At 70.8% G+C, this 13591-nt stretch carries 9 protein-coding genes; 3 read left to right on the top strand and 6 right to left on the bottom strand.

Translation table 11 applies throughout. The features are described from left to right. Nucleotides 1-246 precede the first annotated feature (246 nt). Nucleotides 247-1452 carry a metal-dependent hydrolase family protein gene (locus tag ABD333_RS27020; protein WP_344545288.1) on the top strand — a complete coding sequence of 402 codons (1206 nt, stop codon included), beginning with the start codon at nucleotides 247-249 and terminating at the stop codon, nucleotides 1450-1452. On the opposite strand, the gene ABD333_RS27015 is transcribed toward ABD333_RS27020, so the two are convergent. From ABD333_RS27015 to ABD333_RS27000, 4 genes are read right to left on the bottom strand one after another with little or no spacing between them, the layout of a single operon-like run. Further along, the gene (locus ABD333_RS27015) at nucleotides 1449-1703 is read right to left on the bottom strand and encodes a phosphopantetheine-binding protein (protein WP_344545287.1); all 255 of its coding nucleotides are present in this window, start codon (nucleotides 1701-1703) and stop codon (nucleotides 1449-1451) included. The two genes, ABD333_RS27020 and ABD333_RS27015, sit on opposite strands and share 4 nt — an antisense overlap. A 22-nt stretch (nucleotides 1704-1725) precedes the next feature. After that, nucleotides 1726-3195: an amino acid adenylation domain-containing protein gene (locus ABD333_RS27010; protein WP_344545286.1), complete on the bottom strand. Its 1470-nt coding sequence runs from the start codon at nucleotides 3193-3195 to the stop codon at nucleotides 1726-1728. Beyond that, a complete protein-coding gene (locus tag ABD333_RS27005; protein ID WP_344545285.1) occupies nucleotides 3192-6833 on the bottom strand; it encodes a type I polyketide synthase in 3642 nt (1213 codons plus the stop codon). Before ABD333_RS27005 ends, ABD333_RS27010 begins: the two co-directional genes overlap by 4 nt. Then, nucleotides 6830-10180 carry an amino acid adenylation domain-containing protein gene (locus tag ABD333_RS27000; protein WP_344545411.1) on the bottom strand — a complete coding sequence of 1117 codons (3351 nt, stop codon included), beginning with the start codon at nucleotides 10178-10180 and terminating at the stop codon, nucleotides 6830-6832. Before ABD333_RS27000 ends, ABD333_RS27005 begins: the two co-directional genes overlap by 4 nt. Here ABD333_RS27000 and ABD333_RS26995 point away from each other — a divergent pair. Together ABD333_RS26995 and ABD333_RS26990 are read left to right on the top strand one after the other, a co-directional pair. Next, the gene (locus ABD333_RS26995) at nucleotides 10100-10390 is read left to right on the top strand and encodes a hypothetical protein (protein WP_344545417.1); all 291 of its coding nucleotides are present in this window, start codon (nucleotides 10100-10102) and stop codon (nucleotides 10388-10390) included. The genes ABD333_RS27000 and ABD333_RS26995 overlap by 81 nt on opposite strands. Before the next feature lie 384 nt (nucleotides 10391-10774). Continuing rightward, nucleotides 10775-11455, top strand: a complete 681-nt coding sequence (locus tag ABD333_RS26990; protein WP_344545284.1) for a hypothetical protein — start codon at nucleotides 10775-10777, stop codon at nucleotides 11453-11455. A 94-nt stretch (nucleotides 11456-11549) separates the two neighbouring features. Here the strand turns inward: ABD333_RS26990 and ABD333_RS26985 are convergent, their stop codons facing one another. Together ABD333_RS26985 and ABD333_RS26980 are read right to left on the bottom strand one after the other, a co-directional pair. Beyond that, a complete protein-coding gene (locus ABD333_RS26985; protein WP_344545283.1) occupies nucleotides 11550-12248 on the bottom strand; it encodes a response regulator in 699 nt (232 codons plus the stop codon). Beyond that, entirely contained in the window at nucleotides 12245-13459 is a 1215-nt protein-coding gene (locus tag ABD333_RS26980) for a sensor histidine kinase (protein WP_344545282.1), read from the bottom strand. Before ABD333_RS26980 ends, ABD333_RS26985 begins: the two co-directional genes overlap by 4 nt. Between the last annotated feature and the right edge of the window lie 132 nt (nucleotides 13460-13591).

Here is a 13591-nt window from a genome sequence, read left to right as displayed (position 1 = left end):
TCATCCACTGGAAGGCTGATCTGTCCTCTTGGAAAGAGGACTGTGCCTTGAGGTGTCCGATGTCCGCCGAGGCGCGAATACCTTTAGGTCGACACTGAAAACGAGATTTGGACCGCGCAATCCAGGGCTTGCAGAAGAGAGTCGGTGAAGTGGGGTAAAGATGAGGATTGAGATCGTCATCGCCGGGTGGCCGATGCGCTATTCGTCCGGTGGTGCGGTGAGTCCCCGGATCGAGGAAGTGGCTCAGTGACGGAAACCGTGATCGTTGCGGAACATGTCTGGGACGGGCTTACGCCTGAGCCGCGCCGGCACACCGAGATCGTCGTGCGTGACGGGCGCGTCGTCGCCTGTCAGGACCGCGCTGACCGGGCGGCCCAGGCCCAGGTGCTGGAGCTGGGTGACGTCACGCTGCTGCCTGGACTCATCGACTGCCATGTCCACACGGTGTCGGGAGCCGGCTCGTCCTCGCAGGCGGCACTGCGGGCGCTGCCGGCCCTTCGCGCGTTGCTGGACAACGGCTTCACCACTGTCCGGGACCTGGGCTGCTTTCCTCCCGAGCCGGTGAACCTGGAGCTGCGCCAGGCAGTGGACTCGGGGCTGATCCCAGGGCCTCGCCTGATCGTGGCCCCCCGGATCATCAGCGGCCGCGGTGGTCACGGCGATCAGACGAGCGACACCTCCGGGTGCGAATGCGAGGTCGGCGCGCTCGCCGACGGCTCCGACCAGATCATTCGGCTGGTGCGGGAGCAGGTACGGCTGCGAGCCGACTGGATCAAGTTCGCGGCCACCGGCGGGTTCGCCACCAGCGTGGACGACCCCTCTGCGATCGGCTATCACGAAGCAGAGATGCGAGCACTGGTGACGACCGCCCGCGACCACGGACTGCCCGTCGCCTGCCACGCCATGGGTGACGACGGCGTGCGCCGAGCGGCGCTGGCCGGAGTGACGACGATGGAACACGGCCTGCTGGCCTCCGAGAGCACTCTGCAGCTGCTCGCCAACCGCCACATCCCTCTCGTCCCGACCCAGTACTCGGCCACCGTCTTCGTGAACAAGCTTGAGGACGACGGATTCTGGGCCGACAAACCCGACAATGTGCGCCGGCAGGTCGAGCGCCACGCCGAAGACCTGCGCACCGCACTCAAACGCCAGGTACGCAGCAACGCGCAGCTCGTCTTCGGTACCGACGCGGGCACCGTCGACCACGCCGACAACTGGCGCGAGTTCCCCACGCTGGTCGCCTCTGGCCTCAGCCCCTACAAGGCCCTGCAAGCCGCGACAAGCGTCGCCGCCCGCGTCCTGGGCCGCGACGACATCGGCTGCATCAAACCTGGTGCGCGCGCCGACCTGGTCGCCGTGCCCGGCGATCCCTTCCTGGACATCGACGTGCTCGGCCACGTCAACTTCGTCATGAAAGACGGCATCGTCCACCGCCACCCAGACAGCGCCTAGCGTTCCAGGCCCGCGGTGCCGTCCGTACTTTCGTTGACCAGGATGGTCAGCGCTTCGGCGGTCGGATGGTCGAAGACCGCGGGGACCGGCAACCGGATGCCCGCCAGGTCCTCCACCCGCTGCACGATGCGGGCCGCCGCCATGGACTGGCCGCCGAGGTCGAAGAAGTTGTCGCCCGGCCCGGCAGCGGTGACGCCGAGCGCGTCGCGCCAGACCTCGGTCATGGCCGCCACGCTGATCCGTTCGTGCACCTGCGGCTTCCTTCCTGTCGTCCTAGCGGCGGGGCTCGGGCTGTGCCGCCTGGTCGGCGGCCTCAAGCGCGCGGCGGACCGCCGCGCGATCGATCTTCCCGTTGGGGGTGAGCGGCATGACGGTGGCGGGAACGAGGCGGGTGGGGATCGCGGGCGGCGGTAGATCCGCCGCCAGGTCCTGCCGCAGTTGCGCCGGGGTCGGTCCGGGTCCTGCCGCGACGACGAGCGCACCGAGGACGCGTGCGGAGCCGGGAGGGCCGACCGGTGCGACCGCGGCCCGGCGGATCCGGGGGTGGCGCAGCAGGGCCGCCTCGACCTCTCCGGTCTCGATGCGCACTCCGCTGATCTGGACCTGGTCGTCACTCACGCGGCCCCGGAAGTGCAGGTCGCCCCGCTCGTCGTAGACGGCCAGGTCGCTGGTCCGGTACCAGCGGCCGGGGCGGCCCGGCAGCGGCCCGAAAAGGCGCGCGGTCTCCTCGGGCCGGCGGAGGTAGCCCAGCGCGAGACCGCGCCCACCGATCCGGATCTCGCCGGTGTCACCTGGCGGGACGGGCACGCCATCGTCGTCGCAAACCTCCACCAGGACGCCGTCGATGGGCCGTCCTATGGCGGGCCGTCCGTTGGGAGGCAGTGCCGTCACAGGGTGCCAGGTCGTGCAGACGGTCGCCTCGGCGGGGCCGTAGTGGTTGACGATCGTCCAGCCGCGCGGCAGACGCCGCAGCCGCAGCACGTCGCCACCGGTGAGCAGGGTGCGCCAGGTGATCGCGTCATCGCTGTCGAGCTCCACGATCATTTCGGCGACCGGCGTCGGGGCGAAGAGCGTGCTGATCCTTCGAGCGCGGGCGTAGTCGACGATCTCGGCGGCCGACAGCCGTACCTCGATCGGGGCGACGACGACCGTCGCGCCCGCGCACAGGCAGGGCCAGATCTCCCACACCGCCGCGTCGAACCCGGCGTTGGCGGTCTGCAGGTGCCGGAGCCCCGGCCCCACGCCGTAGGTGCGGTTGTGCCAGTCCACAAGGTTGAGGAGGCCGGCGTGACCGACGACGACCCCCTTGGGGATGCCTGTCGACCCGGAGGTGCGGACGACATAGGCCGCCTCGGAGGCGACCGTCGCCTCGGCCGGGGCGCCCTCCAGCTCGGCGGGCGCGAACGTGCACAGCCCGGGGCTGTCCAGGTCGGTGGCCACCGCCGTGTCGATCGCCGCGGTCTTCAGGAAGGCGCGTGCCCGGCGGGCGGGCTCGGCCGGATCCAGGGGCAGGTAGGGGCGGCCCGCCAGCATCGCCGCCAGCCCGGCGACGATGAGGTCCCGTCCGCGAGGGACCCGGACGGCGACCGGCGAGCCGGGGCGCCCCTCGCGGGTCAGCAGTCCTGCGCCGCGCCGCGCTTGGCGAACGAGGTGCGCGTAGCTGAGCGCGCCGTCCTCGTCCTCCACGGCGATCAGGTCCGGTGTCCGCGCGGCCTGTCGCAGCACCCGTTCCGCGACGTTCACGCCGTCTCCTCGGAGGTCGAGACGGCCGAGCGGAGCAGGCGGGCGATCTCCGCGGCGCCCGCCTGGGAGAGCAAGGACCAATGGTCTCCGTCCCACGACCGGACCTGGACTCCCGCGGGATACAGGCGCGCCAAGGCTCGGGCCAGCCTCCGGCACCGTCGCGGTGACAGGCCCGCACGGAGGACCACGGCAGGGACGGGCACCGGCACCGGGCGGTGCCGCAGCGACGCGCGCAGATCGCTCAGCGCCGCCCGGGCCGTCGCGGGATCCTCCGCCAAGGGAGCGGCACCGTCCGTGCCCTGCCGATTGCGGGGCCGACCGCCGCGCGCGATCCCGGAGAGTTCCCGCCACTGCGGCACCGCCGACACCAGGTGAGCCGGCGACAGTGCCGCCGGAACCCTGCGCGGGGACGGGTGGCCGTCGATGAGCAGCAGACGGTCTGGGCGGTGTCCCGGGTTCGCCTGCCTGGCCATCTCGTGGGCCACGACGGCGCCCAGCGACCAGCCCGCCAGCAGATAGGGACCGCTCGCGGCGCGCGCCAGTTCGTCGCGGTAGTACGCCGCGAGGTCCTCCACCGTCGCCGGACGCCCCGCGTCGGCCGATCCGGGAGGAGTGAGGCCGTGGCAGGTCCACTGCTCCAGTTCGTCGGCGAGCCGCCGGTAGGCCATGGGTCCGCGGGTCAGCGCGGGCACGAAGAACAATGGCGTGTCACCGCCGCGCCGTAGCAGCACGGGGCCTCGGGACATCCGGCGGGTGGCGGCAGGCCGGTGGGCAGGAGGCGCCTCCCTCAGGTCGTCGACCAGCTCACGCAGGCGGACGAAGCGGGCGTCGGCAGAGAGCTCGCTCACCGGGACGTTCACGTCGAGGCGTTCACGGACACGCTCGACCAGGCGCGTCAGCCCCAGCGAATCGCCGCCGAGCGAGAAGTAGTCGTCGTCCTCGGACACCGAGTCAGTACCGAGCGACTCCCGCCAGATCGCCACGAGCGTCTGAGCCGGGCCGGTGTCCGGGTCTGGGTCCGCCTCCGGATTCGTGGACGTGCGCGCGTCTTGAGACCTGCCACCAGACGCGTCCGGTGGACGATCGCTGGTCTCCTCGCAGGACAGGGCGTCAAAGGGCGGGCCGGGCAACAGGAGACGGCAAGGTGCGCGGTCACCGTGGAGGGCGGCCACGTCGACTCTCCCGCCGTGCTCCCATAGCGTTCCCACGGCCTCCAGCACACCTAGCTCTTCGCGCCTGGCGTCTCGTCCTAGCAAGGCAACGCCACGCCTTTGGGTTCCCCAGGCGGGGTGTCGGTACAGCGCGCCCAGCAGTGATGTTCCGGGTCCGAGCTCAGCGAACAGTGTGTGTCGTTCTTGGGACAGCAGGTGGCCGATGTTGTCGGCCAGCCGCACGGTCTGACACGACTGGTCGGCCCAGTAGTCCGGCTGGGCCGCACGGCGCTCGTCCAGCACGCCGCCCTCCAGATTTGACAGCACCGGAAAACCCGGCCGTCCGGGGACGACCGCGCCTACCGCCCGTTCGAGTGCCGGTCCCGTCCGGCGCATGACCGGTGAGTGGAAAGGCAGGTTCGTCGACAGGCGCACCGCCGCGATTCCGCGTGCGCGCAATCGCTCGCTACAACGTGCGATGGCCTCGCGCGTGCCGGAGACCACGGTCCGGCCCACGTCCTGGATCGCGACCGCCAGCTCCGGGTCGAGGGCCTGCAGCGCGTGTGCCGGCAGGTCCACCGCCAGCATGCCGCCGGAGGGGCACTCCGCCATGGCGGCCGCGCGGTGGACCACGATGTCGAGCCCTTCGTCGAAGGTCCAGAGCCCCGCCGCTGTCACGGCGGTGTACTCGCCCAGGCTCGACCCGAGGGCCGCGGTCGGCCGGAAGCCCCAGGCCTGCATCTGACGGGCCAGGCCGTAGCCGAGTACGAACAGGTTCACCTGCTGGGCGATGGTGTCGTTCTCCTTACCGGACAGCTCCGCCAAGTCGAGCCCGAACCGTTCGCGCAGGGACTCCCGCGCATGCTCGGCGGCGGCCCCGACCTCCGGGAGCAGGCGTCGGGCGATGCGTCCGAACCCCGGCTGCCAGGTCCCCTGCCCCGGGAAGAGCAGGACGAGTTCCGGGTCCGCGGCGGCCTCGACGGCCGTGACGGCCTGGTCCAGCCGGTGGCGCGCCTCCTCGACGGTCCGTGCCACCACCGCCCGGCGCACCGGATGCTCCCTCCGCCCTGCCGCCAGCGTCCACGCCACGTCCGCCAGCGAGGGCGCGGCGCCGCCGAGCGCCGCCCCCATCTCGTGGCAGTACCGTTGCAGGGCTGAGGAGGTGTGCGCCGACAGGCACAGCACTCGCGGCCCCGGGCCGGCCGGCGATGTGCGATCGGTCCGGTGCCTTCCGGGAGGCTCCTGTTCGTGACGGGGCGGACCGCTCAGCACCACATGCACGTTGGTGCCTCCCATGCCGGTGGAGGTCACCCCGGCGTACGGGGGACGTGGCCAGGGACGGCTTTCGGTAGGAACGAAGAACGGGCTCTGGTCGAGCCGAAGCCGGGGATTGGGTTCGGTGAAGTGCGCGGTCGGTACGAGCGTCCGGTGCCGGAGCATCAGCACTGTCTTGATCAGCGACGCCACGCCGCTGGCGGCACCGGTGTGGCCGATGTTCCCCTTCACCGAACCGAGGCCGCAGAGCGGGCCGGCCCCGTCAGGTCCGCCGGACGTCTGTCCGCCGAACGCCTCGATGAGCGCCGCGACCTCGACGGCGTCGCCCAGCGCGGTACCGGTGCCGTGGGCCTCGACGTGGCCGATGACGCCCGGCCCGACGCCGGACAGCTTCCAGGCTCGGCTGATGACCTCGCGCTGCCCCTCGACCGAGGGGGCCGTGAAGCCCACCCGGTCCGCACCGTCGTTGTTGACGGCCGAGCCGTGGATGACGGCGCTGATGTCGTGCCCGTCGCGCAGCGCGTCGTTGAGCAGCCGCAGTACCACCACCCCGATGCCCTCGGCGGGGACCGTCCCGGCCGCGGCGGTGTCGAACGGCCGGCAGAATCCGTCCGGGGAGAGCACCCCGCCCTGGACGTGCCGGTAGCCCGTCGGGTCTGGCGCGACCCGTACCCCGCCGGCCAGGGCGACATCGCATTCGCCGGCCCTGAGGCTCTGGCAGGCCAGATGGACCGCGGCCAGGGACGTGGAACAGGCCGTCTGCACCGTCAGGGCAGGACCGTTCAGATTGAGCTTGTAGGCGACACGGCTGCACAGGAAATCTTTGTCCCAGGCGGTCTCGTCCTGGTCGGCGATGAGGGCGGGAGGATCGCATCCCGCGATCACGGCGATGACGTGCTCCCCGCGTGCCGGATCGATGGCCGCGTGGTCGAGGGCCTGGGACGCGGTCTGCAGGAAGAGGCGCTGCTGCGGGTCGATCCGTGCGGCATCGGCCCGGTTGTAGCCGAAGAACCTCCAGTCGAAGTCGCACGTGTCGTCCAGAGCGCCGTAGGCGGCGACGCGGCGCGCTCCGTCGGCGCCGGAGACAGCCGGTCCCCGGGTGATGGTGTCGGTCCCCTCCTGGAGATTGCGCCAGAAGCTTTCCGCGCCGGGCGCGCCGGGGAAGCGGCACGCGAAGCCGACGACGGCGACCGGAACGACGGGGACGGTCATCGGGAGTCCTCCCCGGTTCCAGCTGTCGCGAGCCGGTCGGCCAGCGAACGGACCGTGGGGCACGCGAACAGGTCGGTCACGGGCACCGGGAAACTGAACTGCGCCTCCAGTTCGGTATGCACGAGCACGAGAGCGCCCGAGTCTCCGCCCAGGTCGAAGAAGTTGTCGTCCATCCCGACGTGTGTGGTCCCTAGGACCTTGCGCCAGATCCGCAGTATCCGATCACCGAGCTCGTCGTTCCCTGTGCCATCGAGCGCGCGAGCGGTTTCGGCAAGGGAGGTGGCAGGAGACGCGGTGGCCTGCGCGGCGGGAGGTGCGGTGGAGCTCCGTGTGCCGGGGGTGATGTCGAAGCGGTCGTCTTCACCGCCGCGCACGATGCGGGTCAGCGCTTCGGCGAGGCGATCGGCCAGCGCCTCGGCGTCCGCACTGGTGAGCCGATCGCCCTGGTAGCCGAGGTCGCAGTCGAAGGTCTCGCGGCAGGGGTGCGCCGTGATCATGACGGGGTGGCCGGTGCGGCGGGCGGTGGCCGGGAGCCGCAGCCGGTGGAGCCGGTGCCCGCCCAGCTCGATGACCTGCTGCGGATCTCCGGCGGCGCTGAGCAGCACCTCGCAGAAGGGGGCGATGCCAGGCAGCCTTCGGGGACGCAGTTCCTCGATCAGGGTGTCGTAGGCGACATGCCCTTCCCCGAAGGCGAGGGCGACCTGGTCCCGGAGTGAGCGCACGAGCGCCGCCGTCGTGGTCCCGGCGTCGATTCGCGAACGCAGAACCATGAGGTCCACCCGCGGCCCGATCACGTTGTCGAGATCGGCGGAGCCACGGCCGGCCACGGTGACTCCGAAGGTCACCTCTCGCCGGCCGAGCCAGCGGTGCAGGGCCGCCGCCACAGCAGCGGCCTCCAGAGTGAACCGGGTAGCGCCATGCGCACGACAGACAGCGCCGAGTTCCCCGTTCTCCAGCGGCACTTTCACCGGCAGCAGACCGTCCGGTTCGGGAACGGACGGCGGCGCGGGCAGGACGGAGACCGGGGCGTCGGCCAGCCTCGCGCGGTATCGGCGCAACGCCTCGGCACGCGGGACCTCCCCGCCGCCGTCCTCGGCGAGCAGATCGTGGAACTGCGGGCTCTTCCATGGAGGTGGCGGCTCTCCTCGCCTGGCGGCGGTGTAGCACCGGTCGAGGTCGGCCATGAGCACGTCTACCGACCGTTCGTCGGTGACCAGGTGATGCTGGCGGATGACCAGCACATCGTCGTTTCCCGCCGAACGCAGGACCCCGGCGCCGAGTACGCGCCCGGTCACGGTGTCCAGGTCGACGGCGGCTGCGGCAGCCGCCAGGACGCGCTGCCCGTCCCCCGGATCCGGCGCTTCCGGCACGACCTCCACCGGCGGGTTCCAGGCGGGGCCGATTCGCTGGCAGGCGCGGCCGCCGTCGAGAACGAAGGAGGTCCGCAAGATCGGATGACGCCGGGTCAGCTCGGCCAGTGCCGAACGCAACGCCGGCACGTGCAGCGGGTCACCCGTGACCCGCCACGCGGCGGTCTCGGCGTAGGCGTCTCGCTCCGCCGTCAGCCGGTCCGCCGTGAAGATCCGCTGCTGCGTCGCCGAGAGCGGAGGGCACTCCACCGCCGGGTCCGGTCCACCGGAGGTTCCCTCGTGTTCCAGGTCCGCCAGCGCCGCCAGATCCACTTTGCCGTTCCCCGTCAAGGGCAAGTCCGGCAGCAGCCGGATGACGTGCGGAACCATGTAGTGGGGAAGCCGCTCGGTGAGGTGGCCGCGCAGAGCCTGCGGTGAAGGCCGGGCTCCAGAGACCGGCACCACGAACGCGACGATCCGTCCGGTGGCACCGCCGGACAGGATTGCGGCCGCCTCGGCGACCTCCGGATGCCCCCGCAGCTCGCCGGTGATCTCGGTCGGCTCGATGCGGTAGCCGTGCCACTGGAACTGGTCGTCCATACGGCGCAGGTACTCCAGTTGACCGTCCCGGCCGCGCCGCGCGAGATCGCCTGTGCGCAGAAACGTTCCGTCGCCGAGCGGTCCTGTCACAAAGCGTTCCTTCGTCAGCTCGGGCAGCCCGTGGTAGCCGGCGACGACACCGCCGCCGCCCAGCCAGATCTCGCCGGGCGCGCCGTCGGGCACTGGCCGCCGGCCGGTCCGGGGATCCATCAGGTGCAGCACGACCGAGGGCAGGGGCTCCCCGATCGGGCTCCGTTCGCGCCGCAGGTCCTCGTCGGTGAGCTCGTGGAACGTGGAGTGGATCGTCGCCTCTGAGATCCCGTACATGTTGACGAGCCGGACTCCTGGATGCCGGGCGCGCCATCCGAGCAGCGACCGGGGGTCCAGACGCTCGCCTCCGAAGATCAGATAGCGCAGGCGGGGCAAGGGGAGCGGCTCGGCTTCGTCGACGGCGATGAGGCGGGCGAAGGCCGAAGGGGTCTGGTTGAGAACGGTGACGCCCTCCGTGGCGAGGAGCCGGCGGAACCGCCGGGCGTCATCGATCTCGATCTGGTCGGGGACGACCAGCCGGCCTCCGTAGACCAGGCAGCCGAGGATCTCCCAGACCGAGAGGTCGAAGGCGTAGGAGTGGAACAGGCACCATACGTCGCGATCGGAGAAGTCATATGGGAAGCGTGAGCTGGCCAGCAGACTGACCAGGTTCTCGTGTGAGACCGTCATGCCCTTGGGCCGCCCGGTGGTCCCGGAGGTGTAGACCATGTAGGCGGGGTCGGTCGTCCGGACGTGCGGAAGCTCGACGTCGGCAGAATCTCCGGCCAGGACGTCCAGGTCCAGGAACCGGACAGGTCCGTCCGAGCCGCCGGCATCGAAGACGCCGGGGTCGGCGGTCCCCTTCCCTCCGATCACGTGCCGCGTCCCGCAGTCCCTCAGGATGAACGACGCCCGGACGCGGGGCAGCCGGACGTCGATCGGTACGTGGCAGCCGCCCGCGAGCAGCGTCCCGAGGAGAACGACGACGCCGGTGGGTCCGGTGGACAGGAGAGACGCGACCCGGTCACCGGGGCCGACCCCGTTCTCGACCAGTCCCCGCGCCAGCCGCTCCGCGGACCGCCAGAGGGTGCGGTAGTCCATGGACCGGCCTCGATGGGTGAGAGCCGGGGCGGTGGGGTGGCTCTCGGCGTGCTGGGCTATCAACTCTGGGACGGTGACCGGCGGCCAGGAGGCGAGGGGGCGGTTCCAGCGGTTCGGCGTCCCCGCGCGTTGGCCGGCGGAGAAAGGGTCCAGGTCACCGAGCGCACCGTTCGACGTCCGCGCCAAGTGCGTGAACGCTCCCAGCCGATCCGCCAGTTCCTGGAGGCGGCGCTGGTCGGGGCGGGCGCCTTCGACTCCCAGGTGCACCTGACCGGCCCGCCCGTCGTGAGCCTCTTCTTCTCGCAAGTAAAGCGAGGGCGTCCCGCCGGGCCGCGCCGGCGGAGAACCGGCCGGCAGGAGGCGCGCCACCATCGCGTGCCGCCGAGGCGGGCAGTCCCGGGCAGCGAGGCGGCGAAGATCGCCGAGCGGCGTGCCGGCTTCCACGGGGAGTCGCACGAACCGCTGCTCACCGCCTGACGCGACGGTCGTCTCCACGAGGAGAGTCGCCGTTCCCTCCGCGCCGCACCAGCACAACAGCGCGGCAAAGCCGGTCAGAAGGTCGTGGCCTCGTGCGGACGGGTCCCGCTCCATCGCGACAGGGACCTCGACCTTTCCAGGTTGCGAGCGCGTGTCGTCCGAACCGGCGAGGTCCGCGAGAAAGACATCCCATCCCACGGGGACAGCTCCTTCGCATCCGGGTGCACTGAACCAGGCGGGTCATACCCGAGAAAGGGTCGATAACAGCCAGAGAACCAAGATATATTGACGAGTCAGTTATTTGTCAGAATGTTGTCAGCGCCCGGTAAGTCGCGACCAGGACACTGGAATACCACACGACTATCGATCACGTTCGGAGGGTGAATGTTCACCGACTTCACCACCACTCCACGAGCCGGCGCGGTCGTCGAGAGGCTTCGGGAAATGGCCGCCAAGGAGCCGGTCCCCAACGTGTTCCTGGAACGACTCGCCGAGGGGACGCTCACGATGGCCGGAGTCCGCGGGCTGGTGGGTGTCACCCGCAAGTGCCATCCCGCGGAAATCACGGCCTTCGCGACCTTGATGGCCCGCTTTCCAACGCAACGAAATGTCGAGTTCATGGGAGACATGGTCAGGCTCATCAACCGGGCTCGCCCCAAGTTGCGTCGCGCCATCCATGCGCTGGGCCTGACCGAGGAATCCTTGGCACGGTGGCCGGCCGACGCTCTCGCCTGGGAAGTTCCCGGGCTATGGGGCAGGCTCGCCTGGCTCGGCAACCGGTCCGAGGCCGCGCTCGCGCTCTACTGGGACATGGTGAACTACTTCCCGGACAGCGACGAAATGCTGCGGCGGCTGAAATCCTCGGGGCTGGCGGCGCCGGACGAGGTCTTCAACTATTACGGCGGAGGCCAGTCCGACGATCTCGAACAACAGGCACTGCTGGTCGCCGAGGAAGGATTCGAGCAAGGCGAGTCTGCGGACGCCGCCCTGTTCGCGGCCCGCCAAATGGAGGAGGCCATCGGCGGTTACTGGCATGCGGCCGCCCGAGCCTCCGGCCCGCCGTGAGGACGGCTACGGCTTGCGGCCGATGGCTCCGACCATCAGGCGTTCCTCGCCGAACATCGTCATGGTGGAAACTCCCTGAGCGAACGATCTCGGATCATTGGCCATGGCGGTCCGCGGGCTGCCCCCTCGAACTCGGCTGGATGAGTCCGGTCTCGTAGGCGATGACGACGAGCTGGGCGCGGTCGTGCGCGTCGAGCTTGGTCAGCAGGCGGCTGACGTGGGTCTTGACCGTGGCGATGCTGATGTCGAGCTGTCCGGCGATGTCGGTGTTCGACTGGCCCGAGGCGACGTGGAGGAGGATCTCCTTCTCCCGTGCCGTCAGGGAATCGAGCAGAGCGGGCAAGGCCCGATGGTCGGTGGCGGGGCGGTTCACGAAGTCGCGGATGAGACGCCGGGTCACGCTCGGAGCGAGGAGAGCGTCACCGGCGGCGACGGTACGGATGCCGGCCAGCAGCAGCTCCGGCGGGGTGTCCTTGAGGAGAAACCCGCTGGCGCCGGCCTTGAGAGCACCGAAAACGTAACTGTCGAGGTCGAAGGTGGTCAGCATGAGGATCCGGATGGAGGTCGTCGCCGGGTCGCCAAGGAGCTGCCGGGTCGCCTCGATGCCGTCCATGGCGGGCATCCGGATGTCCATCAGGATGACGTCGGGCAGATGCCGCCGCCCGGCCGCGACGGCGTCCGGGCCGGTGCCGACTTCGGCGACGACGTCCATGTCCGTCGCGGCGTTGACGAGGACGCTGAAGCCGGCCCGCACGAGCACCTGGTCATCGGCTATGACCACCCGGATCGTCATGACCGGTCTCCCGTGTCGTCCGTACGGAGCAGGGCCCGCACCTGGAAACCGCCGCCATGGCGGCCGGCTCGCAGGTATCCGCCGTACAACGCCGCTCGCTCGCGCATGCCGATCAGCCCGTGACCGGCGGCGTGCGGCTCGTGGATCGCTGGTCGGCGCGGCCCGGAGGGGCCGCTGTCGGTAACGTCGATGACCACGTCCTCGGTGCGGTATTCGATGCGGAGGGTCGCCTGGACCGGCCCGGCGTGGCGCACGACATTGGTAAGGGCCTCCTGGGCGATGCGATAAGCGGACAGGTCGACTCCGGTGGGGAGCGGGCGGGCCGTGCCACGGACGTCGAGGCGCAGGTCGACGCCGGCGGAACGGACCTGATCGGCCAGCGAGGCGATGTCGGCCAGCCCAGGGGTGGGAGCGAGTGCGGGGTCGAGGGCGTTCTCGTGACGCAGCACCTGGACCAGCAGCCGCATCTCGTGGAGCGCCTGGCGGGTGGTGGTCTCGACGATGCCGAGGGTTTCCTCCGCCTGCGCCGGATCGTTGTTCATGACCATGCGCGCGACACCGGCGCGTACGGCGATGACGCTCATCGAGTGCGCGACGATGTCGTGCAGTTCACGGGCGATGACCAGCCGTTCGTCGAGGGCGGCCTGGTGGACGGCGGCCGCGTGCCGGCGTTCGCGTTCGGTCTGCCGCTCGGCGGTGGCGATGATCCGTTTCCGGCGTTCCCGGGCGGCGAGGCCGGCGAACCATCCGACGCAGATGATCGCGACGTCGGCGACGAGCACGGCCTGCCAGCTCGCGGCGGCACGTCCGAGGGCGACCCCGGCGGCGGTCAGCAGCCCGGCGGCGCCAGGGCGGGCCCACCAGAACACGTACTCCCCCGCCTCGGCGGCGGTGTAGGCGGTGACGGCGACGCAGACCGATATCTGCGGTGCGCCGCCGACGGCTGTGACCACGAACGCGCAGAGCGTCGCCACGGCGAACGACCAGCGCGGATGGAGCCGGCGAGCAGCGACGGTGAGAGCGGCGAGGACGATGCCTCCGGCCCGTAGCGCGGACTCGCCCGCGGCGGCGTGGTGGACGCCGCTGCGGGCGTCGGCCATGAGCACGCCGACGCACAGCAGGGCGGCGAGAGCGAAGTCCAGGAGGATCAGAGGGTGGGGTCGCCTGGTGACGAATCGCTGAACCGGTCGCGTTAGGGCAGTGCCGGACACCCCGTCAGGCTACCCACGGGAAGAAGCGCGGTCGTCAGGTCACAGGCGCGCCGGCCGCGTACATCTCCGGCTGTACGTGGCCGCGCGCTACATCTCTGGTCTGACGCCCGGTTCCATCCCGCAGCCTGACGA

The organism is Actinomadura fulvescens, from assembly GCF_039533225.1.
Classification (GTDB): domain Bacteria; phylum Actinomycetota; class Actinomycetes; order Streptosporangiales; family Streptosporangiaceae; genus Spirillospora; species Spirillospora fulvescens.
This window is presented reverse-complemented; position numbering and strand designations above follow the sequence as displayed.

Coding starts and splice junctions, on each gene's coding strand:
- ABD333_RS27005 (WP_344545285.1), bottom strand. CDS start 6,833: ATGACCGTCCCCGTCGTTCCGGTCGCCGTCGTCGGCTTCGCGTGCCGC.
- ABD333_RS26990 (WP_344545284.1), top strand. CDS start 10,775: ATGTTCACCGACTTCACCACCACTCCACGAGCCGGCGCGGTCGTCGAG.
- ABD333_RS26985 (WP_344545283.1), bottom strand. CDS start 12,248: ATGACGATCCGGGTGGTCATAGCCGATGACCAGGTGCTCGTGCGGGCC.